We start from the raw sequence: 21,094 nt of genomic DNA on the forward strand, positions 1-21,094 counted from the left end.
TATTTAAATTATGCCTGCTAACTTTAGCAGGCATAATGTTAAGCATGATTTAGGGGCGTAGCTCAGTTGGTAGAGCACCGGTCTCCAAAACCGGGTGTCGCGAGTTCGAGTCTCTCCGCCCCTGCCATATTAGAAACCCTTTGCGAAAGCGAAGGGTTTTTTTTGCTTTCTGCTTTTCCAAAATCCTCGCTATTCCTCTGATAAATTGCTTAAAAACCCTACCAAAACTGCTTCCAATTTAGACATTTTTAGCTGGATCCATGTACAAAATGGTTGTTCTCCCGTGATGTGATGCCGCTCATTATTCCTGCCTGATTTTCGACTACACCTAATGGGTGTCCGGGTCTTTGGATACCCACTTCACCAGAAAAATATGCAGCATACACAACAACAGTTACCACTGCCTGAGGCCGCCTGATGCCTGGGCAGTGCGGGGAGAACACAAACATGATTAAACGTCTGCTGTTAGCGGCTGCCATCACTGGCGCATTGATAAGTACGGTACAGGCGGCACCGCTGGTCGTCGGTTTTTCTCAGATTGGTTCGGAATCGGGCTGGCGTTCTGCCGAAACCAAGGTGTCGAAACAGGAAGCGGAAAAACGCGGTATTACGTTAAAAATCGCCGATGCGCAGCAAAAACAGGAAAACCAGATCAAAGCGGTCAGATCCTTCATCGCCCAGGGTGTTGATGCCATTTTCATTGCGCCGGTAGTCGCCACCGGATGGACTCCGGTACTGCAAGAGGCCAAAGAGGCCAAGATCCCGGTATTCCTGCTCGACCGGATGATTGAAGTGAACGATCCCTCGCTCTATACCGCGGCCGTGGCGTCCGACAGTGTGCACGAAGGTAAAGTCGCAGGAGAGTGGCTGGTGAAAGAGGTCGCCGGCAAACCCTGTAACGTGGTGGAACTGCAGGGAACCGTGGGGGCCAGCGTCGCTATCAACCGCAAGAAAGGCTTTGCCGACGGTATAGCCAATGCTGCTAACGTTAAAATCATCCGCTCGCAATCTGGCGATTTTACCCGCAGCAAGGGCAAAGAGGTGATGGAGAGTTTTATCAAGGCTGAGCAGAACGGTAAAAATATCTGTGCCGTGTATGCGCATAACGACGATATGGCAATCGGCGCTATTCAGGCAATCAAAGAGGCAGGTTTAAAACCGGGTTCACAAATCAAAATCGTCTCTATCGACGGTGTGCCTGACATATTCAAAGCAATGATGAATGGTGAAGCCAATGCCTCGGTCGAATTGACGCCGAATATGGCCGGCCCGGCGTTTGATGCGCTGCTGGCGATGAAGAAGGAGGGTACCCAACCGCCGAAGTTTATCCAGACCGAATCGAAACTGTTGCAGCCAGATACCGCGAAACAGGAATTCGAGCTGAAGAAAAGCATGGGTTATTAATCCACTTACCGGCGGGACAGAAGATGGCCACATCTCAGACCACGTTATTGGCGATTAAGGGATTATCCGTTGAGTTTCCCGGCGTCAAAGCGCTGGAGCAGGTTGATATCACGTTACAGCGCGGAGAGATCATGGCGTTGCTGGGTGAGAATGGCGCGGGAAAGTCCACGTTAATCAAAGCATTAACCGGGGTCTATCAGCGTTCCGCCGGTGAAATACTGCTGGAGGGGCGCGCCATTGCCCCACAAAGCACCGCACAGGCCCAGGTGCTGGGGATTGGCACGGTTTATCAGGAGGTTAACCTGCTGCCGAACATCTCGGTGGCGGCCAATCTTTTCATTGGTCGAGAGCCCACGCGGTTTGGTCTGGTTGATCAAAAAAAGCTGCTGAGCCAGGCCCAACAGCTTTTATTGGGGTATGGATTAGAGTTGGATGTCAGCCAACCGTTGGGGAATTACTCGATTGCGATCCAGCAGATTATCGCTATCGCGCGGGCGGTCGACCTGTCAGCCAAAGTCCTGATCCTGGATGAGCCAACCGCCAGTCTGGATGCTAAAGAAGTCAGCATGTTGCTGGGTATTCTCAGCCAGCTCCGTACTCAGGGTATGGGGATGATCTTTGTCACCCACTTCCTCGATCAAGTTTATCGCATTTGCGATCGCATCACCGTACTGCGCAACGGTAAGTTAGTGGGGACCAAGATAACCGCTGATTTACCGCGTCTGGAATTGGTACAGATGATGCTTGGCCACGCGTTTGACGAGTCGCTCCTCAAACGTGGTGAGCACGGACTAACTGAGGCGCCATATCTGGTTGAATTCAGTGGCTACGGGCGGCGCGGCATGGTTGAACCCTTCGATCTGCAAATACGTCCGGGCGAGATAGTTGGCCTGGCCGGCCTGCTGGGATCGGGGCGCACGGAAACGGCTCAGCTGATATTCGGCATCAAGCCGCGTGATAGCGGCAGTGCGAAAGTTGAGGGACGTACGGTGAACATCCGTACGCCTCGTAAAGCTGCCAGTCTCGGTTTCGGCTATTGCCCTGAGGACCGAAAAACCGACGGGATTGTCGGCGCTGCAACTGTGCGGGAAAACATCATTCTGGCTCTGCAGGCGCAACGCGGTTGGTTAAAACCGTTATCGTTGCGGGAACAAACCCGCATTGCCGAGAGTTATATCCAGCTGATGGGCATCCGTACTCCGGGGCCGGAACAGCAGATCCAATATCTGTCCGGTGGCAATCAGCAGAAAGTGTTGCTGTCCCGCTGGTTAGCGACCAAACCGCGTTTTTTGATCCTGGATGAACCGACGCGCGGAATAGACGTTGGCGCACATGCTGAAATCATTCGTTTAATTGAAAAACTCTGTGACGAAGGGCTGGCGCTGCTGGTGATTTCTTCCGAACTGGAAGAACTGGCGGGCTATGCCGATCGTATCTTGGTGCTACGCGACAGAAAGCACGTGGCGCAGCTTGAACATGACGCCATTACGGTGCCTGCAATCATGCAGGCGATTGCCGCGCAACAGGGGGTTGAATGAACCTCAGGAGTTTTTCCATGTCCAATGGGCCACGCAAAGTCAGATGGGTGTTGCCCGCTGGGGCAACGCAACTGGGGGCGCTGGCGGTGATTTTGTTGATCGACAGCCTGGTCGCCCCGAATTTCTTTTCCATCCACATTCAGGACGGCCGACTGTTTGGCAGTGTGATCGACATCGTTAACCGTGGCGCGCCGGTAGCGTTATTGGCATTGGGCATGACGTTAGTGATTGCCACCGGGGGGATCGACCTTTCCGTGGGGGCGGTGATGGCGATAGCCGGTGCCACGGCCGCAACCTTGACCAGTGCCGGTTATCCGCTGGGTTACGTGCTGGCGGCTGCTTTGGCGGCCGGAGCGCTGTGTGGCCTGTGGAATGGCTTTCTGGTGGCGGTACTGCAGATACAACCGATTGTCGCCACGCTGATGCTGATGGTGGCCGGTCGTGGCATTGCACAACTGATCACCGAGGGACAAATCGTCACCTTTGAGCGGGAAGGGCTGGCGTGGCTCGGTAGCGGTGCGTTGATGTATTTACCGCTGCCGGCGATCATTGCCGCAGTGATGCTGCTGTTGATCTGGCTGCTGACGCGTAAAACGGCGCTGGGGCTGTTTATCGAAGCTGTGGGCATCAATCTGCGCTCGGCCCGTAATGCGGGGGTCAGTACGCGCTGGGTGGTGATGGCGGTATATGTGATCTGCGGGCTCTGTGCTGCGGTGGCCGGGATTATCGTCACGGCGGATATCCGGGGTGCAGACGCCAACAATGCCGGGCTGTGGCTGGAGTTGGATGCGATCCTGGCGGTGGTGATTGGTGGTGGCTCATTGCTGGGCGGGCGTTTTAACCTGCTGTTGTCGGTGGTGGGGGCATTAATTATTCAGGGGATGAATACCGGTATTCTGCTCTCCGGCTATCGGCCGGAGTTTAATCTGGTACTGAAAGCGATCGTGGTGCTGGCGGTGCTGATGGTTCAATCACCCAGCGTTTCGTTGCGTCAACTGCTTAGGAGAAAAAGGCCATGATCAAGCGCAATCTGCCTCTGTTGATGACGGTCCTGGTGTTCCTCCTGGGCTATGGTTTTTGCCTTACTCAGTTTCCCAGCTTTGCCTCAACGCGGGTGTGGTGTGACTTGCTGACCGACAACGCCTTTCTTGGCATCGTCGCGGTAGGCATGACGTTTGTGATCCTTTCCGGCGGTATTGATCTGTCGGTCGGCTCGGTGATCGCCTTCACCGGGGTGCTGTTGGCAAAATTGATCGGCACCTACGGTATTGCTCCGGGTTATGCGTTTGTTATTGCGCTGCTGATGGGGGCGTCGTTTGGCGCACTGATGGGCTGGATCATCGATGTATTGAAGCTGCCGGCGTTTATCATCACGCTGGCCGGAATGTTCTTCGTGCGGGGCATGAGTTTTATCGTCTCGGAAGAGTCGATTCCCATCGATCACCCTTTGTACGCGACGCTGGCGAACTACGCCTGGAAACTGCCGGGCGGCGGCCGTTTCACGCTGTTGGCGTTGGTGATGCTAATGGTGGTGGCGGTCGGCATAGTGTTGGCGCACCGCACCCGATTTGGTCACAACGTCTACGCCATCGGCGGTAATCGGGTGTCTGCGGCGCTGATGGGCGTACCCGTGCAACGGACCACGGTGCTGATTTATATGCTCTCAGGCACGCTGGCTGCGTTGTCCGGGATTATTTTCTCGCTGTATACCTCTGCGGGCTACGCGTTGGCGGCCAGCGGGGTAGAGCTGGATGCCATTGCTGCGGTAGTGATTGGTGGCACCTTGTTGACCGGTGGGGTTGGCACCGTATTGGGCACGCTGTTCGGCGTGCTGATCCAGGGGCTGATACAGAGTTACATCACTTTCGACGGCACGCTCAGCTCCTGGTGGACCAAAATTGTCATCGGCATTCTTTTGTTCGGCTTTATCGGCCTTCAGAAGGCGATGAGCGCGTTTTGGCTCGGTAGACGAACCAAACCCCGGCATCCTCGCTTGACGCCGTTATAAGGCCTTATGCCGTAGTATTTAAAGGTATTTTCAACAGTTGCCGGATCAGCGGCTGTTGGTCGCTATTTTGCAGCCAAACGGCATACAGCGGACGGATTATTGGCGGGATGTCGGCAATGGCGGCCAACTGCGGGTAGTCCTTCTCCCATTGGCTGGGCAGGAAGGCGCAACCGCCCGTGGTTTCCAACAGTTGTCGGGTCAGGTGTGCTGAGGTGGTGGTGAGCACCGGCAGGTTATCCCCCTCCAGCATACGGCTCTCCTGCTGATGAAAATCCGCACCCCATTCCAGCTTGATATACGGCATCGGCGCATGTTTATCACGCAGGGTGGAGGAGAACAGCCGCAACGAGAAATTGCCCAATAGCTGACTGGCCAGTTCATCCATCTTTGGCGGTTCGGTGGTGATGAGCAAATCGAGCTGTCTTTCATGCAGCTGTTTTACCAAAGAGTGCCGTAACGCCACCCTGGCTTCCAGCTGTAATGCCTCTCGTTGTTGATACAAGGATTGCAGCCACGGGGTCAGATAAGCTTCCCACAATGACGCGGTGGCGCCGATGGACAGTTCAGTATGTTGCAGCGAACGCACCACCTCTTTTTTCGCCAATTGCCAGGTCGTCATCAGGCTCTCAGCATAGGGCAGAAGCCGCTCCCCTGCTGGCGTCAGACGGATATTGTTACGATGACGGGTGAATAAATTCGCGCCCAATTGGGTTTCTAACTGGCGGATACGGAAACTAACGGCAGACTGCGTTAAGTACAGGGATTCTGCGGCTCGGCCAAAGTGACGCGTTCTACTGACCTCCAAAAAGGTTTTCAGTAATTCGGTATCCACACCCATCTCCAGAAATTTTTATCGTTAAGATTTAAATGTTTTGTTTTACACAATGTCAAGCCTATCTAATACTCCGCGCCATAAACAGCACGGCCATGAGAGAATTAGGAGCGTGTCAGATGGCGGATAGCTTCACCACGACCAATCGTTTTTTTGATAATAAACATTATCCTCGCGGGTTCTCCCGTCACGGCGATTTCACCATTAAAGAAGCGCAATTGCTAGAGCGTTTCGGGTATGCGTTCAATGAGCTGGACGCGGGCAAACGTCAGCCGGTCACTGAAGAAGAACAGTTGTTCGTCGCAGTGTGCCACGGTGAGCGTGAGCCGGTTACCGAGCAGGAAAAAGTATGGGCTAAATATCTGGTGCGCACACGCCGCCCGAAAAAATTCCATACCCTGTCCGGCGGCAAGCCGCAGGCTGACGCGGTGGAAGATTACACCGATAGCGACGATTGATAACGATGGGGCCTTTGGGCCCCATTTTTATTCCAGGCTGCGGTGCAGCTGTAGCAACAGGCGATCCATACTGCGATAGCCAAGCGCTTCGCTCAAATGGCGCTTATCAATATCCCGATCTCCCGCCAAATCCGCCAGTGTGCGGGCCACTTTTAAAATCCGCTGCCAGGCGCGAACCGATAATCCCAATCGATTTAACGTCGTCTCAAGAAAATCTGCATCCGCCTCGCTCAATGCGCAATCACGCTCTACCTCGTGGTTATTCAGCAGGGCGTTGATCTTCCCTGAACGGTTGAGCTGCCTTTCGCGTGCCAGCAGCACACGCTCCCTTACCTGGATACTACTTTCACTGGTGATACGCCGTTTGCTCAGCACGCCCGGTGGCAGCAGGGGTACCTCAATCGATAAATCGAAGCGATCGAGAAACGGCCCTGAAAGCCGCCCGAGGTAGCGCAGAACCTGTTGTGGGGACGCGCGGTTATGCATGCCCTGATAATGCCCGGTGGGGCTGGGGTTCATGGCGGCGATCAGCTGCACTCTGGCCGGAAAGCAGACTTTGGCCGTAGCGCGAGAAATGACTATTTCGCCGGACTCCAGCGGTTCACGCAGAGCATCCAGCACTCGCCTTCCAAATTCAGGCAACTCATCAAGAAACAGCACGCCATTGTGCGCCATGGAAATTTCACCCGGCCGCGGCAGCGAGCCGCCGCCAACCAGCGCGGCCATCGAGGCACTGTGATGCGGTGCGCGAAACGGTCGCTGTCGCCATGGCAGCGCTTGGGCAGGGTGATGCAGCAGGCTGGCGACGCTGATGCTTTCCAGTGCCTCCCTTTCGGTCAGCGGGGGCAGCAGGCCAGTCAAACGGCTGGCCAGCATGGTTTTCCCGGTTCCCGGTGGGCCGACCAGCAGCAGGTTGTGGCCCCCGGCGGCGGCGATCTCCAGCGCCCGCTTCGCCTGTTCCTGGCCCAGGATATCTTGCAGGTCGGCAGGTTCTTGTGTGCTCTCCGTTGCCGGCGGCGCGCTGGCTATCGGCAAGTCACCTTTGCCCAGTAAAAAGGCGCACACCTCCAGCAAGTGTTCTGCCACGAGGGTTTCGCTCTGGGTAATCAACCCCACCTCCCGGCTATTGGTGGCTGCCAGAATCAACTGCCTGCCCGCATCCATTGCGGCCAGCGCGGCGGGTATCGCGCCACTGACCCCCCGTAGTGCGCCGGATAACGCCAACTCCCCAAGGAATTCATAACGGGCCAGCTTATCGGCCGGTAACTGTTCGGAGGCGGCCAGGATCGCCAAAGCGATTGGCAGGTCGTAACGCCCACCTTCCTTGGGCAAATCGGCCGGTGCCAGATTGACGGTGATGCGCCGTGCAGGAAAGGTGAAGCCATTATTAATCAATGCGCTGCGTACCCGATCGCGGGCTTCTTTCACAGTGGTTTCCGGCAGACCGACCATGGTCAGACCGGGTAGCCCGTTGCTGATATGCACTTCCACCGTAACCGAAGGGGCCTGAACGCCCAGCGTGGCTCGGGTATAGATAACCGCCAGTGACATATTGCTCTCCTTGCTGTAGGCAACATGATGCGGCAAAGGCCCTGCCGGGGCGCGGTAACCTTGGAGTATTTGCGTGGAAAGTCGTAATTAAAATAATTAATTTCATAAGGATAACGATTTTTTGTGCAGCACTGCGCAAGTGACGGCAATACCCCTTAACAATTACGTGAATGCTGCAACAAATTAGCAAGCTAACCAAGTTGCAGTGGGAGGGGTAATGGGTGTATTTAACAATTGAGCAAAATAAAAATCACTTCGTTAACAAACTCCGACCGCCGTCGCCTTCCGCTGCGGCAGCCGCTAAACCTCATGACCTCGTATTCCAGAGTAGGGATAACACTATGTTTGGTTGGACTCCGCTGCAACGCAATGCAGCCATCGCCAGCTTTTCAAGCTGGACGCTTGATGCTTTCGATTTTTTCGTGCTGGTCTTTCTGCTCAGCGATATTGCGCAATCTTTCCATGTCGGCATGGAAGAAGTGACGTTGGCGATCCTGCTGACGTTGGCAGTACGCCCGATTGGCGCACTGATCTTCGGCCGGGCGGCGGAAAAATACGGCCGCAAACCGATTTTGATGCTGAATATCGTGTTCTTCTCAATCTTTGAACTGTTGTCCGCAGCGGCACCGTCGTTGACGGTATTCCTGATACTGCGGGTGTTGTACGGCGTGGCGATGGGGGGGATCTGGGGCGTAGCCTCGTCGCTGGCGCTGGAAACCATTCCGGACCGCTCGCGTGGCCTGATGTCGGGTATTTTCCAGGCCGGTTACCCCTTTGGATATCTGTTGGCGGCGGTGGTGTATGGCCTGCTGTTTGAGGTGATTGGCTGGCGTGGGATGTTCGTGATCGGCGCAGCACCGATTTTACTGTTGCCGTTTATTTACTACTGCGTGCAGGAATCGCCGGTGTGGTTGGCGGCGCGTGAACGCAAGGAAAGCAGTGCCCTGCTGCCGGTATTGAAAAGTCACTGGAAGCTGTGCGGCTATCTGGTGTTACTGATGGCGGCATTCAATTTCTTCTCGCACGGTACCCAGGATATGTATCCGGTATTTTTGAAAGTTCAGCATGGTTTCGATCCTAAAACCGTCAGTATCATCGCCATTAGCTACAATATCGCTTCAATCATCGGCGGCGTTTTCTTTGGTTCGCTGTCGGAAAAAATTGGTCGCCGCAAGGCCATTATCATTGCCGCGTTATTGGCCTTGCCGGTGATCCCACTGTGGGCATTTTCCAGCGGTTCGCTGATGTTGGGGATTGGCGCCTTCCTGATGCAGTTCATGGTGCAGGGGGCCTGGGGCGTGATACCGACTTATCTCACCGAACTGGTGCCGGCCAATACCCGTGCGGTGCTGCCAGGGTTTGTTTACCAGTTGGGTAACCTGATTGCCTCGGTCAACGCCACGCTGCAGGCGACCATAGCCGAACATCATGGCCAAAATTATGGCCTGGCGATGGCGATTATCGCCGGCACGGTGGCTATTGTCATTGCGCTACTGGTGTTCCTGGGCAAGGACACGCGCGGCAAGGCGATTTCGGGCGAGGCGAAATCTCCGGGCGTGCAGGCTAACGTTTGAAATCCGGGCATTTTGCACGAGGTATGACCAGATTGCGCCGAATAATAACGCAAAAAAAGTGTTGTCATGCCGCGCGGGACTATGGTACCTCTGTAGGCATTAGTTCGAAACGAGCACAGTGAACAAACCTATTATGAAAGCCTTTGCCCAAGTGATTAGCCTAGTCGTGATTAGCGTGGTGGTGATTATTATCCCACCGTGCGGGGCTGCACTTGGACGAAGAATGGCTTAGAAAACAAGCCGGAATCGCAAGAGAACCCCCGCACCGAAAGGTCCGGGGGTTTTTTATTGGCAAGAGAAAAGTGAGACGAGGATAACAATATGAATAACAGAACAAAATCCTGCAGTTGTCGAAGTAAGGCGGGGAAATAACTATGAACGGGGCTCAGTGGGTAGTACAAGCATTGCGTGCACAGGGAGTTGATACGGTATTCGGCTACCCGGGCGGCGCAATCATGCCGGTCTACGATGCATTGTATGACGGTGGGGTAGAACACCTGCTGTGCCGCCACGAGCAAGGCGCCGCGATGGCGGCCATTGGCTATGCCCGTTCCACCGGCAAGGTGGGCGTTTGTATCGCCACTTCCGGCCCCGGCGCCACCAACCTGATCACCGGCCTGGCCGATGCGCTGCTGGATTCTGTTCCGCTGGTGGCGATCACCGGTCAGGTAGGTTCAGCACTGATCGGCACCGATGCCTTTCAGGAGATCGATGTCCTCGGCCTGTCTCTGGCCTGCACCAAACACAGCTTCCTGGTGGAATCACTGGATGCGCTGCCGGGCATCATGGCGGAAGCCTTCGCTATCGCCAGCAGCGGTCGTCCTGGCCCGGTGCTGATCGATATCCCGAAAGACATCCAACTGGCGCACGGCGAATTACACCCGCACCTGATGCCGGTAGAGGAAGAACTGCACTACCCGGCAGCGGAGCTGGCGCAGGCCGTCGAATTGCTGGCGCAGGCGCACAAGCCGATGTTGTACGTCGGCGGCGGTGTTGGCATGGCGCAGGCGGTACCGGCGCTGCGTGAATTCATCGCGGTGACCCAGATGCCCAACGTAGCCACGTTGAAAGGGCTGGGCGCACCGGACGCTGAGCAGCCGTACTACCTCGGTATGCTGGGGATGCACGGCACCAAAGCCGCCAACCTGGCGGTGCAGGAGTGTGATTTGCTGATTGCCGTTGGCGCCCGTTTTGACGATCGCGTAACCGGTAAACTGAATGCTTTCGCCCCGCATGCCAAGGTGATCCACATGGATATCGACCCGGCAGAAATGAGCAAATTGCGCCAGGCGCACGTAGCGCTGCAGGGCGATTTGAAAACCCTGTTACCGGCGTTGCAGCAGCCGCTGAGTATCGCCGCCTGGCAGCAGCGAGTGGTTGAACTGAAAGAAACCCATAGCTGGCGTTATGACCATCCGGGCCAGCCGATCTACGCGCCGCTGCTGTTGAAGCAGCTGTCCGAGCGCAAGCCGGCCAACAGCGTGATCACCACCGACGTGGGCCAACACCAGATGTGGACCGCGCAGCACATGACCTTTGAACGTCCGGAGAATTTCATCACCTCCAGCGGTTTGGGCACCATGGGCTTTGGCGTTCCGGCCGCGGTGGGCGCCCAGATGGCCCGCCCGGAGGACACGGTGGTCTGCGTATCGGGTGACGGTTCGTTCATGATGAACGTGCAGGAACTGGGCACCATCAAACGCAAGCAGTTACCGCTGAAAATCGTTTTGCTGGATAACCAGCGTTTGGGAATGGTTCGTCAGTGGCAGCAACTGTTCTTTGACGGACGCTACAGCGAAACCAATCTCTCCGATAACCCCGATTTCCTGATGTTGGCCAATGCCTTTGGCATCCCCGGCCAGCGTATCACCCGTAAAGACCAGGTAGCAGACGCGCTCGACGCCTTATTCAACAGCGAAGGGCCTTATATGTTGCACGTGTCGATTGATGAACTTGAAAACGTCTGGCCGCTGGTGCCGCCGGGTGCCGGTAACGAAACCATGTTGGAGAAAATATCATGATGCAGCATCAACTCTCGATCCAGGCCCGTTTTCGCCCTGAAATGTTAGAGCGCGTATTGCGCGTCGTGCGTCACCGTGGCTTTCAGGTTTGTGCTATGAATATGGCAACGGCTGCAAACACCGACAAGATTAATATTGAATTGACCGTTGCCAGCCAGCGCCCGGTGGATCTACTGTCATCTCAGTTGAGCAAACTGATGGATGTCTCCTGCGTTGAGATCCAGCAACAAACATCACAACAAATACGCGCCTGACGCGCGAGAAGGATAAATAACAATGACGAAGAAAGCCGATTACATTTGGTTCAATGGTGAGATGGTTCCTTGGGCTGACGCCAAAGTGCACGTGATGTCGCATGCGTTGCATTACGGCACTTCGGTGTTTGAAGGGGTCCGTTGCTACGACTCCCATAAAGGCCCGGTGGTGTTCCGTCACCGTGAGCATATGCAACGCCTGCATGACTCGGCAAAAATCTACCGGATGCCAGTATCGCAAAGCGTTGACGAGCTGATGGAAGCCTGTCGCGCCACGCTGCGTAAAAATAATCTGGGCAGCGCTTATATTCGTCCGTTGGTGTTTGTCGGTGACGTCGGCATGGGGGTTAACCCACCGGAAGGTTACAAAACAGACGTGATTATCGCGGCGTTTCCTTGGGGCGCGTACCTGGGTGAAGAGGCGCTGGATCAAGGCATCGATGCGATGGTTTCGTCCTGGCACCGTGTAGCACCAAACACCATCCCAACCGCGGCCAAGGCCGGCGGTAACTATCTTTCCTCCCTGCTGGTGGGCAGTGAAGCACGCCGCCACGGTTATCAGGAAGGGATCGCGCTGGATGTGCACGGCTATATTTCCGAAGGCGCAGGTGAGAATCTGTTTGAAGTGAAAGACGGCGTGTTGTTCACCCCGCCGTTTACCTCTTCCGCGCTGCCGGGCATCACCCGCGACGCCATCATCAAGCTGGCGAAAGACATGGGCTTTGAAGTGCGTGAGCAAGTGTTGTCACGCGAGTCGCTGTATCTGGCCGATGAAGTGTTCATGTCAGGTACCGCTGCAGAAATTACCCCGGTACGCAGCGTTGACGGCATCAAGGTCGGCATTGGTAAATGCGGCCCGGTGACCAAACAGATCCAACAGGCGTTCTTTGGCCTGTTCACTGGCAAGACCGAAGACAAGTACGGTTGGCTGGATCCGGTAAATCCATAATTTACCCATCGCCTTTCAAGCTGAAGCTTGAAATTCATAGGGTAAATTGACAGACAGATAAGAATATCCAGGCGGTTCGTTCGCCGCCTGTAATAAATACATTTGGAGTGAAGAGCATGCCTAAGTACCGTTCCGCCACCACCACCCACGGCCGTAACATGGCGGGTGCCCGCGCATTATGGCGCGCGACCGGAATGACCGACGACGATTTTGGCAAACCCATTATCGCGGTGGTCAACTCATTTACCCAGTTCGTTCCGGGCCATGTGCATCTGCGTGATTTGGGCAAACTGGTTGCAGAACAGATCGAGGCCTCAGGCGGCGTTGCCAAAGAGTTCAACACCATTGCGGTGGATGACGGTATCGCCATGGGCCACGGCGGCATGCTCTATTCCCTGCCGTCGCGCGAATTGATCGCCGACTCGGTTGAATACATGGTGAATGCCCACTGCGCGGATGCGATGGTGTGTATCTCCAACTGCGACAAGATCACCCCAGGGATGCTGATGGCGTCACTGCGCCTGAATATTCCGGTGATTTTCGTTTCCGGTGGCCCGATGGAAGCCGGCAAGACCAAGCTGTCCGACAAGATAATCAAACTGGATCTGATCGACGCCATGATCCAGGGCGCCAACCCGAACGTCAGCGATGCCGACAGCGCACAGATTGAACGTTCCGCCTGTCCAACCTGCGGCTCCTGTTCCGGTATGTTCACCGCCAACTCGATGAACTGCCTGACCGAAGCCCTGGGCCTGTCCCAACCGGGCAACGGCTCGCTGCTGGCGACCCACGCTGACCGTAAGGATCTGTTCCTCAACGCCGGCAAACGCATTGTTGCGCTGACCAAGCGCTACTACGAGCAGGACGACGAAAGCGCACTGCCACGCAGCATCGCCAACAAGGCCGCGTTCGAAAACGCCATGACGCTGGACATCGCCATGGGCGGCTCGACCAACACCGTATTGCACCTGCTGGCAGCGGCTCAGGAAGGTGAAATTGATTTCACTATGGAAGATATCGATCGTCTGTCACGCAAGGTACCGCACCTGTGCAAAGTGGCACCGAGCACCCAGAAATACCATATGGAAGACGTACACCGTGCCGGTGGTGTACTGGCGATTCTGGGCGAGCTGGATCGTGCGGGTCTGATGAATCGCGACGTCGACAACATCCTGGGCCTGAAGCTGACGGAAACGCTGAACCAGTACGACATCATGCTGACCCAGGACGAAGCGGTGAAGAAAATGTTCCGCGCCGGCCCGGCGGGCATCCGTACCACCCAGGCGTTCTCGCAGGATTGCCGTTGGGACACGCTGGACGATGATCGCGCAGAAGGCTGTATCCGTTCGCTGGAAAATGCCTTCAGCCTGGAAGGTGGCCTGGCCGTGCTGTACGGCAACATGGCACTGGACGGCAGCATTGTGAAAACCGCCGGTGTCGACAAAGACAACCTGACCTTCCGCGGCCCGGCCAAAGTGTACGAAAGCCAGGACACCGCGGTGGAAGCGATCCTCGGCGGCAAAGTGGTTGCCGGTGACGTGGTAGTGATCCGCTATGAAGGGCCGAAGGGCGGACCGGGCATGCAGGAAATGCTCTATCCAACCACCTACCTGAAATCCATGGGCCTGGGTAAAGCCTGCGCGCTGATCACCGACGGTCGTTTCTCCGGCGGGACTTCTGGTCTGTCTATCGGCCACGTTTCTCCGGAAGCGGGCAGCGGCGGCCTGATTGCGCTGATCGAAGACGGCGACATGATCGACATCGATATTCCAAAACGCAGCATGGTGCTGGATGTCAGCGACAGCGAACTGGCGGCACGCCGCGAAGTTGAACTGGCGCGTGGCGATCGGGCCTGGACACCGAAAAATCGTGAGCGCCAGGTTTCCTTCGCTCTGCGCGCCTACGCCACACTGGCGACCAGCGCGGATAAAGGCGCAGTACGCGACAAGAGCAAGCTGGGAGGCTAAACACCATGGCGGTATCGCAACCCCTACCCGACGCCCCCTGTGGCGCGGAGTATTTGCGAGCGGTGCTTCGCTCGCCGGTTTACGAGGTGGCTCAGGTCACCCCGTTGCAGACCATGAGCAAAATCTCTTCGCGCCTCGGCAATACTATTTTGGTGAAGCGCGAAGATCGTCAGCCCGTGCACAGCTTCAAGCTGCGTGGGGCCTACGCGATGATCGCCAGCCTGAACGAAGAGCAAAAGGCGCGCGGCGTGGTGACGGCTTCGGCCGGCAACCATGCGCAAGGCGTGGCCTATTCCGGCAAACGGCTGGGGATCAAAACGCTGATCGTGATGCCGTTGACCACCGCAGACATCAAAGTGGATGCGGTACGCAGCTTTGGTGGCGAAGTGCTGTTGCATGGCGCCAACTTTGATGAAGCCAAGGCCAGAGCGATAGAGCTTTCACTCAAGCAGGGCATGACCTTTGTGCCGCCGTTCGACCACCCAACGGTGATCGCCGGGCAGGGCACGCTGGCGATGGAACTGCTGCAGCAGGACGCGCATCTCGATCGGGTGTTTGTACCGGTTGGCGGTGGCGGTCTGGCGGCGGGCGTGGCGGTATTGATCAAGCAATTGATGCCGCAGATTAAGGTGATCGGCGTGGAGGCGGAAGACTCCGCCTGCCTGCGCGCGGCGCTGGATGCCGGACATCCGGTGGATCTGGCCCGTGTTGGGCTGTTTGCTGAAGGCGTGGCGGTAAAGCGCATCGGTGACGAAACCTTCCGCCTGTGTCGGGAATACCTGGACGATGTGATCACCGTCGACAGCGACGCCATCTGCGCAGCGGTCAAGGATCTGTTTGAAGACGTGCGCGCTATTGCCGAGCCGTCCGGTGCACTGGCGCTGGCCGGGCTGAAAAAGTATGTGCAGCAGCACAACATCCAGGGTGAGCGTCTGGCGCACGTGTTGTCCGGCGCCAACCTGAACTTCCACGGTTTGCGTTACGTGTCGGAACGCTGCGAACTGGGTGAACAACGCGAAGCCCTGTTGGCAGTCACCATTCCAGAGCAGAAAGGCAGCTTCCTGAAGTTTTGCCAACTGCTGGGCGGGCGCTCGGTTACCGAGTTCAACTACCGTTACGCCGATGCCGATAACGCCTGTATTTTCGTCGGTGTCCGCCTGACGCGCGGCCATGCCGAACGCCTGGAAATCATCGATGAACTGCAGGCCGATGGTTATCAGGTGGTGGATCTGTCCGACGATGAAATGGCCAAGCTGCACGTGCGTTATATGGTGGGGGGGCGTCCTTCGAAGCCGTTGCGCGAGCGTCTGTACAGCTTTGAATTCCCGGAGTCGCCGGGCGCGCTGCTGAAGTTCTTGCAGACGTTGGGTACCCACTGGAATATTTCACTGTTCCACTACCGCAGCCACGGCACCGATTTTGGCCGCGTGCTGGCAGGTTTTGAGCTGTCGCAGACCGAACCCGAGTTTGAGCAGCACCTGCAGGCGCTGGGCTATGACTGCCACGATGAAACCGACAACCCGGCGTTCCGCTTCTTTTTGCAGGGTTGATAAGAAATACATAAGTAATCGTGACCTATAAGCCAGTTTATAGGTTGCGTGGTTGTGATTTTGTTGTGCATTTTTATACTGCCAAGACTTTTGACGTATAGGGATGCGCGACAATGACAACGGCTTTTTCTTCGCCATTTGGTTCTCCCGAAGATCAATTAACCAGCGCCGAGTTCGCCCGAATGCTCGGTAACGGCAATGTGCAGGCAATGTATCGGGATATTGATTTACAAGCCCTGCAAGACTCCCTGGATTGCAGTATCGCTTTTCATGGGGTGGGGATTATTTTTTCAGACGGCCAAAATTCGTATTTGGTCAGGCCGACCAAACATACCGGTTACTCAACGTCCTCACAGGTCACCCATGTGGTGATCACCAAAACCGTTGCGCATACTTCACGTACCGCGGCGACCAATACTTTATCTGAGGCTTTGACAAAACCGAGCGTCGGCAAAGAACTGGCTTCGGCAGCGCTATCTTGCGGCACACTGTTGGTCTCCGTTTTTTTACTGGCATCGGGGAGTGTTGCGGTACCCTTTACCGGTGGCACCAGTTCGGCCATCGCCTATTTAGGTTATGCCGGCATGGCTGCCAGTGCCTTACAGTGTGGTAATGGCTTGTATCGCGTGAATAAGCTTTATGATGGAAAAGGTGATGAGCTTGCGCAGTTAGATTCAGAGCAATGGTATGTCGCCACCAGCACCATTCTGGATGTGATCTCTTTGGCTAGCGCTGGGGCAGCATTGAAAGAAGCGGCCATGACTTATCGTGCCATGCGAAGAGTTTCATCGCGTAAGGCGACGGAGTGGCTAAAAAGCATGCCCCGAAGTGAAAGGAAAAGACTCACTGAGAGTATCATAAGGGCGGAGAATCCGGGTATTTCCAATCAAGTGTTAAAACAGATGGTTAATGCCGGCTTATACCCGAAGCGCTATCCAACACAGGCCCTTCAGAACGGACTTCGACAGCAATTGCGGTCGGCACTGAATAACTCTATGGCCTTTGTGGGCAGCGGTATCAGCGGCACTTTGTCCTCGCCCGCGAATGTGAAGGAAACGGGGCAATATTTTGTTGGGATCATGCAAAAATTACCGCAGATGGTGAGGTAATGTCGGACTGGATGATTAACCGCCTGATATCTCAAGGGCGAGAAATGGAACAGCAAATCCTGCAGCGGGATCCGACGGTCTATGCCGGCGTGGATGCGCAACTTGAGCAACATTTTTTGACGCCGGGGCAGCGTTTGTCGCCGCCGGGCGTGGGCAATGTCATGTTGCTGCTGATTTGTCTTACGCTGGGGTTGGCGGGAACCATGGGGTTATTGGCCGATATGGCCCTTGCCATAACCGGCAGTGCCTCTGCTGTCACATTATTAGGCAGTGGTGCCATTATGGCCCTGTGGATGACGCTGATCCTGTTTCACCTGGTTCAGGGTAAAAACACAGGGGTGGTATTGCTGAAATATTATCTTGGCATGCTGGTCGCGTTTTTGGTTGGCGCAGTCGTGGCCTGGACAGCAAACATCACCGGTATTGCCAATGGCCTGATGTTGCTGTGTGCCTGTATTGGTGGAATTATTTTCAGTAACCGGACGGTGTTTTATCTGTATGTTGCCTATTTCAGGACGCGCCGGCGCGTTTTTCTAAAGCGCCGTTGGCAGATGGAAGCCATGCATAATCCCCGATAGAAAGCTTGTTACGGGAAGCAATATGACGCAGCAATTTAACGGCTTTAGCCAGCAGGGCCTGAATTTTCTTCAGCAGGTACGCATCGAGAACGACAAGGAATGGTTTGAGACCAACCGTGACGTTTACGATCGTGAGCTGCTGACGCCGTTTCGTACGTTGGTTACCGAACTGAGCCCGGCGATGTTGGCGATCGATCCCTTGTTCGAGATCCGGCCGGCGATCGGTAAAACACTGTCGCGCATTCATCGCGACACACGTTTTTCCCACGACAAATCGCGCTACCGCAGCCGGATGTGGCTGACGTTCAAACGACCGAGCAAAGACTGGAAGGATGCGCCGGTCTACTTCTTCGAACTGGGGCCGGACATGTTGCGCTACGGGCTGGGTTATTACAGCGCCAACAAACAGACCATGGATCTGTTTCGCCACACGCTGCAACGCCGACCGCAGCCCTTTTTAGAGGTCGCGGCCTGCTGCCGACCGCCGTTCGAGCTGGTGGGTGAAAGCTACAAGCGGCCGTTAGTGAAAGAGCAGGCGGCAGAAATTGCCACCTGGTACAACCGCAAATCCTTTGCAGTGATGGCGACCGACAGTCAGGTGGAAAAGCTGTTCAATGCCGGTTTGGTACAGACACTGGCGCAAGGCTTCCTGCAACTGGAGCCGCTCTACCACTGGCTGATGCAGGTAGAGGCGATGAAGCAGGTCGATCCTTCTGACTTATGAAAGCAGGCGCCAGAAAGCGTCGATCAGCGGATCGCTGAGGCGTTTTTTCTGCACGCAGACCCCCAGCTCGAACGGCTCGACCATGGAGATATTCTCCAGTTGCGAAATACGATTACGCACCGGTTCCGGGCTGTTTTCTACCACCACGCCGGGGATCAGCGCGATACCGCAGCCCAGCGCCACCATCGAAACGATGGCCTCATGGCCGCCAACGGTGGCGTAAATCAGCGGATTGGCGATGCGCTGGCGACGGAACCACAGTTCGATGCGTTTTCGCGACGGGCCGTGCTCCGGCAGGATAAACGGAATATTGGCCCAGTCGGGCTGTTCGGCAAACGCCTGGCTGCGTACCGCGCAAGGCAGCGCCGGAGCAATCAGCACCAGCGGGATCTCACCGATTTTAGTGAACGCCACGCTGGTGGGCAGGGTTTCGGGCCGACCGGCAATGCCGAGATCGGCTTCGTTGGACTGCACTTTATCGACCGCATCGGCGGCGTCACCGGTGGTCAGTTTTATTTCTACCAGTGGATGCTGCGCGCGGAAGCGATCGAGGATCGGCGGCAGGTGGCTGTAGGCGGCGGTAACAGAGCAAAACAGCCGTAATTCGCCACTCAGCGAAGGACCGTGTTGACCCAGCGAATGTTTCAGTTGTTGGTATTGCAGCAGTGTCTGCTGGGCAAAATCTTTTAACTGTTCACCGGCATCGGTGAGCTGCACGGTGCGGTTATCGCGCAAAAACAGCGGCTGCCCGAGGATCTCTTCCAGCCGTTGGATCTGGCGGGACAGCGTCGAAGGACTGACGTGCATCGCCTTGGCGGTGCGGCCAAAGTGATGGCTTTCAGCCAGATGGAGGAACAGCTTTAAATCACGCAAATCCATATCAGTACGCTCGCAGCAAGAGTGTTGCATAAATTGCAATATCACATTCGTAATATATCAATTTAAGCAACGCGTTTCCTGTTATACATTGAGTTTAACGAATCTCCGCACAGACAGGGCGGGGAATGAAAATAACAGCAAGACACAACATCTAACTGGAGTACCACCATGGCTAACTATTTCAACACCTTGAACCTGCGTCAGCAGTTGGCGCAATTGGGCAAGTGTCGCTTTATGGCACGTGAAGAATTTGCTGATGAAGCCGGCTACCTGAAAGGCAAAAAAGTGGTGATTGTCGGCTGTGGTGCGCAGGGGCTGAACCAGGGTCTGAACATGCGTGACTCCGGTCTGGACGTAGCCTATGCCCTGCGTAAGGAAGCCATCGACGAAAAACGCCCTTCATGGCGTAAAGCGACAGAGAACGGCTTCAAAGTAGGGACTTACGAAGATTTGATCCCACAGGCAGATCTGGTGGTTAACCTGACGCCGGATAAGCAGCATACCTCGGTCGTTCGTGCCGTACAGCCGCTGATGAAAGACGGCGCGGCGCTGGGCTACTCCCACGGTTTCAACATCGTAGAAGTGGGCGAGCAGGTACGTAAAGACATCACCGTAGTGATGGTTGCGCCAAAATGTCCGGGCACCGAAGTGCGTGAAGAATACAAACGTGGTTTCGGCGTACCGACTCTGATTGCGGTTCACCCGGAAAACGATCCGAAAGGCGAAGGCATGGCGATTGCCAAGGCCTGGGCAGCAGCGACCGGCGGCCACCGTGCGGGCGTACTGGAATCTTCCTTCGTTGCCGAAGTGAAATCTGACCTGATGGGTGAGCAGACCATTCTGTGTGGCATGCTGCAGGCGGGTTCGCTGCTGTGCTTCGACAAGCTGGTTGCTGAAGGCACTGACCCGGCTTATGCAGAAAAACTGATCCAGTTCGGCTGGGAAACCATCACCGAAGCGCTGAAGCAGGGCGGCATCACCCTGATGATGGATCGCCTGTCCAACCCGGCCAAGCTGCGTGCTTATGCGCTGTCTGAGCAGTTGAAAGAGATCATGGCACCGCTGTTCCAGAAACACATGGATGACATCATCTCCGGCGCTTTCTCCGGCGGCATGATGGCTGACTGGGCAGAAGACGACGTGAAACTGCTGAACTGGCGTGAAGAGACCGGTAAATCGGCGTTCGAAAATGCGCCACAGTTCGAAGGTAAAATCAGCGAGCAGGAATACTTTGACCATGGCGTGTTGATGGTTGCGATGGTGAAAGCCGGTGTTGAGCTGGCATTCGAAACCATGGTTGATGCGGGCATCATCGAAGAATCCGCTTACTACGAATCACTGCACGAGTTGCCGCTGATCGCCAACACCATTGCACGTAAGCGTCTGTACGAAATGAACGTGGTTATCTCTGATACCGCAGAATACGGCAACTACCTGTTTGCCAACGCGGCAGTGCCGCTGCTGAAAGAGTTCATGACCACCCTGCAGGCGGGTGACCTGGGCAAATCTGTAGCCGGTACCTCGGTAGACAACGCGCAACTGCGTGACGTGAACGAAGCGGTACGTAATCACCCGATCGAATCCGTTGGCCGCAAGCTGCGCGGGTATATGACCGATATGAAACGTATCGCGGTGGCGGGTTAAAAACCCGGAGTCTTTCAAGGGCGCGGCATACTGCGCCCGTTCAGATCGGCTCGA

The 21,094-nt window shown here is 55.7% G+C and carries 19 protein-coding genes and 1 tRNA gene; 17 read left to right on the forward strand and 3 right to left on the reverse strand.

The genetic code is table 11. From position 1 onward, the window contains the following. The first annotated feature begins 51 nt into the window (after window positions 1-51). From FCL49_RS21210 to yjfF, 5 genes are all read left to right on the forward strand, one after another. A tRNA-Trp gene (locus tag FCL49_RS21210) sits at window positions 52-127 on the forward strand. A 320-nt stretch (window positions 128-447) separates the two neighbouring features. Then, window positions 448-1,404: a galactofuranose ABC transporter, galactofuranose-binding protein YtfQ gene (gene ytfQ, locus FCL49_RS21215; RefSeq protein WP_135318477.1), complete on the forward strand. Its 957-nt coding sequence runs from the start codon at window positions 448-450 to the stop codon at window positions 1,402-1,404. A gap of 23 nt (window positions 1,405-1,427) precedes the next feature. Beyond that, on the forward strand, window positions 1,428-2,942 hold the full coding sequence (ytfR, locus tag FCL49_RS21220; RefSeq protein ID WP_174355038.1) for a galactofuranose ABC transporter, ATP-binding protein YtfR: 1,515 nt from the start codon (window positions 1,428-1,430) through the stop codon (window positions 2,940-2,942). A 17-nt stretch (window positions 2,943-2,959) separates the two neighbouring features. Then, window positions 2,960-3,961, forward strand: coding sequence for a galactofuranose ABC transporter, ATP-binding protein YtfT (ytfT, locus tag FCL49_RS21225; protein WP_174355039.1), 1,002 nt, complete (start codon window positions 2,960-2,962; stop codon window positions 3,959-3,961). Then, window positions 3,958-4,950 carry a galactofuranose ABC transporter, permease protein YjfF gene (yjfF, locus tag FCL49_RS21230; RefSeq protein ID WP_012147439.1) on the forward strand — a complete coding sequence of 331 codons (993 nt, stop codon included), beginning with the start codon at window positions 3,958-3,960 and terminating at the stop codon, window positions 4,948-4,950. The genes ytfT and yjfF overlap by 4 nt, the downstream gene beginning before the upstream one ends. Before the next feature lie 4 nt (window positions 4,951-4,954). Here yjfF and hdfR read toward each other — a convergent pair whose 3' ends face one another. Then, complete coding sequence (hdfR, locus tag FCL49_RS21235; RefSeq protein WP_026142584.1) at window positions 4,955-5,782, reverse strand: HTH-type transcriptional regulator HdfR; 828 nt, start codon at window positions 5,780-5,782, stop codon at window positions 4,955-4,957. A 119-nt stretch (window positions 5,783-5,901) separates the two neighbouring features. Here hdfR and FCL49_RS21240 point away from each other — a divergent pair, with 119 nt between their 5' ends. Continuing rightward, entirely contained in the window at window positions 5,902-6,240 is a 339-nt protein-coding gene (locus FCL49_RS21240; RefSeq protein ID WP_085119975.1) for a DUF413 domain-containing protein, read from the forward strand. Window positions 6,241-6,267: 27 nt separating this feature from the next. Here FCL49_RS21240 and FCL49_RS21245 read toward each other — a convergent pair whose 3' ends face one another. Continuing rightward, window positions 6,268-7,791, reverse strand: a complete 1,524-nt coding sequence (locus FCL49_RS21245) for a YifB family Mg chelatase-like AAA ATPase (RefSeq protein ID WP_135318474.1) — start codon at window positions 7,789-7,791, stop codon at window positions 6,268-6,270. Window positions 7,792-8,132: 341 nt separating this feature from the next. Between FCL49_RS21245 and FCL49_RS21250 the strand changes: the two genes are divergently transcribed. The 10 genes from FCL49_RS21250 to FCL49_RS21295 all read left to right on the forward strand — a co-directional run bounded on the left by FCL49_RS21250 (window position 8,133) and on the right by FCL49_RS21295 (window position 18,517). Beyond that, window positions 8,133-9,365 (forward strand): MFS transporter, encoded by a 1,233-nt coding sequence (locus FCL49_RS21250; RefSeq protein WP_135318473.1) that lies wholly within the window; start codon window positions 8,133-8,135, stop codon window positions 9,363-9,365. A gap of 133 nt (window positions 9,366-9,498) precedes the next feature. Then, the gene (gene ilvL / locus FCL49_RS21255) at window positions 9,499-9,597 is read left to right on the forward strand and encodes an ilv operon leader peptide (RefSeq protein ID WP_015962288.1); all 99 of its coding nucleotides are present in this window, start codon (window positions 9,499-9,501) and stop codon (window positions 9,595-9,597) included. A gap of 142 nt (window positions 9,598-9,739) precedes the next feature. After that, window positions 9,740-11,386, forward strand: coding sequence for an acetolactate synthase 2 catalytic subunit (gene ilvG, locus FCL49_RS21260; protein WP_174355040.1), 1,647 nt, complete (start codon window positions 9,740-9,742; stop codon window positions 11,384-11,386). After that, window positions 11,383-11,640 carry an acetolactate synthase 2 small subunit gene (gene ilvM / locus FCL49_RS21265; RefSeq protein WP_012147433.1) on the forward strand — a complete coding sequence of 86 codons (258 nt, stop codon included), beginning with the start codon at window positions 11,383-11,385 and terminating at the stop codon, window positions 11,638-11,640. Before ilvG ends, ilvM begins: the two co-directional genes overlap by 4 nt. Before the next feature lie 22 nt (window positions 11,641-11,662). Continuing rightward, window positions 11,663-12,589: a branched-chain amino acid transaminase gene (locus tag FCL49_RS21270; RefSeq protein WP_012147432.1), complete on the forward strand. Its 927-nt coding sequence runs from the start codon at window positions 11,663-11,665 to the stop codon at window positions 12,587-12,589. 116 nt (window positions 12,590-12,705) lie between these two features. Beyond that, window positions 12,706-14,556, forward strand: coding sequence for a dihydroxy-acid dehydratase (gene ilvD, locus FCL49_RS21275; protein ID WP_012147431.1), 1,851 nt, complete (start codon window positions 12,706-12,708; stop codon window positions 14,554-14,556). A gap of 5 nt (window positions 14,557-14,561) precedes the next feature. After that, window positions 14,562-16,106 (forward strand): threonine ammonia-lyase, biosynthetic, encoded by a 1,545-nt coding sequence (ilvA, locus tag FCL49_RS21280; protein WP_174355041.1) that lies wholly within the window; start codon window positions 14,562-14,564, stop codon window positions 16,104-16,106. A 113-nt stretch (window positions 16,107-16,219) separates the two neighbouring features. After that, window positions 16,220-17,215, forward strand: a complete 996-nt coding sequence (locus FCL49_RS21285) for a hypothetical protein (RefSeq protein WP_135318468.1) — start codon at window positions 16,220-16,222, stop codon at window positions 17,213-17,215. After that, window positions 17,215-17,793, forward strand: coding sequence for a hypothetical protein (locus FCL49_RS21290; protein ID WP_135318467.1), 579 nt, complete (start codon window positions 17,215-17,217; stop codon window positions 17,791-17,793). The genes FCL49_RS21285 and FCL49_RS21290 overlap by 1 nt, the downstream gene beginning before the upstream one ends. Before the next feature lie 22 nt (window positions 17,794-17,815). Further along, complete coding sequence (locus tag FCL49_RS21295) at window positions 17,816-18,517, forward strand: DUF2461 domain-containing protein (protein ID WP_174355042.1); 702 nt, start codon at window positions 17,816-17,818, stop codon at window positions 18,515-18,517. Here FCL49_RS21295 and ilvY read toward each other — a convergent pair. After that, entirely contained in the window at window positions 18,512-19,396 is an 885-nt protein-coding gene (gene ilvY / locus FCL49_RS21300) for an HTH-type transcriptional activator IlvY (protein WP_115183550.1), read from the reverse strand. The two genes, FCL49_RS21295 and ilvY, sit on opposite strands and share 6 nt — an antisense overlap. Before the next feature lie 168 nt (window positions 19,397-19,564). Between ilvY and ilvC the strand changes: the two genes are divergently transcribed. Next, on the forward strand, window positions 19,565-21,040 hold the full coding sequence (ilvC, locus tag FCL49_RS21305) for a ketol-acid reductoisomerase (RefSeq protein WP_017894390.1): 1,476 nt from the start codon (window positions 19,565-19,567) through the stop codon (window positions 21,038-21,040). The last annotated feature ends 54 nt before the right edge of the window (window positions 21,041-21,094 follow it).

This window comes from Serratia proteamaculans, from assembly GCF_013337185.1.
Classification (GTDB): Bacteria; Pseudomonadota; Gammaproteobacteria; order Enterobacterales; family Enterobacteriaceae; genus Serratia; species Serratia proteamaculans_D.

Excerpts from the sequence above, each read along its gene's own strand:
- ilvC (WP_017894390.1), top strand. The coding sequence starts at position 19,565 with ATGGCTAACTATTTCAACACCTTGAACCTGCGTCAGCAGTTGGCGCAA.
- FCL49_RS21240 (WP_085119975.1), top strand. The coding sequence starts at position 5,902 with ATGGCGGATAGCTTCACCACGACCAATCGTTTTTTTGATAATAAACAT.
- ytfR (WP_174355038.1), top strand. The coding sequence starts at position 1,428 with ATGGCCACATCTCAGACCACGTTATTGGCGATTAAGGGATTATCCGTT.
- ilvY (WP_115183550.1), bottom strand. The coding sequence starts at position 19,396 with ATGGATTTGCGTGATTTAAAGCTGTTCCTCCATCTGGCTGAAAGCCAT.
- ilvA (WP_174355041.1), top strand. The coding sequence starts at position 14,562 with ATGGCGGTATCGCAACCCCTACCCGACGCCCCCTGTGGCGCGGAGTAT.
- ytfT (WP_174355039.1), top strand. The coding sequence starts at position 2,960 with ATGTCCAATGGGCCACGCAAAGTCAGATGGGTGTTGCCCGCTGGGGCA.
- FCL49_RS21270 (WP_012147432.1), top strand. The coding sequence starts at position 11,663 with ATGACGAAGAAAGCCGATTACATTTGGTTCAATGGTGAGATGGTTCCT.
- FCL49_RS21295 (WP_174355042.1), top strand. The coding sequence starts at position 17,816 with ATGACGCAGCAATTTAACGGCTTTAGCCAGCAGGGCCTGAATTTTCTT.
- ilvM (WP_012147433.1), top strand. The coding sequence starts at position 11,383 with ATGATGCAGCATCAACTCTCGATCCAGGCCCGTTTTCGCCCTGAAATG.
- FCL49_RS21245 (WP_135318474.1), bottom strand. The coding sequence starts at position 7,791 with ATGTCACTGGCGGTTATCTATACCCGAGCCACGCTGGGCGTTCAGGCC.
- ilvL (WP_015962288.1), top strand. The coding sequence starts at position 9,499 with ATGAAAGCCTTTGCCCAAGTGATTAGCCTAGTCGTGATTAGCGTGGTG.
- ilvD (WP_012147431.1), top strand. The coding sequence starts at position 12,706 with ATGCCTAAGTACCGTTCCGCCACCACCACCCACGGCCGTAACATGGCG.
- FCL49_RS21290 (WP_135318467.1), top strand. The coding sequence starts at position 17,215 with ATGTCGGACTGGATGATTAACCGCCTGATATCTCAAGGGCGAGAAATG.
- ytfQ (WP_135318477.1), top strand. The coding sequence starts at position 448 with ATGATTAAACGTCTGCTGTTAGCGGCTGCCATCACTGGCGCATTGATA.
- FCL49_RS21250 (WP_135318473.1), top strand. The coding sequence starts at position 8,133 with ATGTTTGGTTGGACTCCGCTGCAACGCAATGCAGCCATCGCCAGCTTT.
- ilvG (WP_174355040.1), top strand. The coding sequence starts at position 9,740 with ATGAACGGGGCTCAGTGGGTAGTACAAGCATTGCGTGCACAGGGAGTT.
- FCL49_RS21285 (WP_135318468.1), top strand. The coding sequence starts at position 16,220 with ATGACAACGGCTTTTTCTTCGCCATTTGGTTCTCCCGAAGATCAATTA.
- yjfF (WP_012147439.1), top strand. The coding sequence starts at position 3,958 with ATGATCAAGCGCAATCTGCCTCTGTTGATGACGGTCCTGGTGTTCCTC.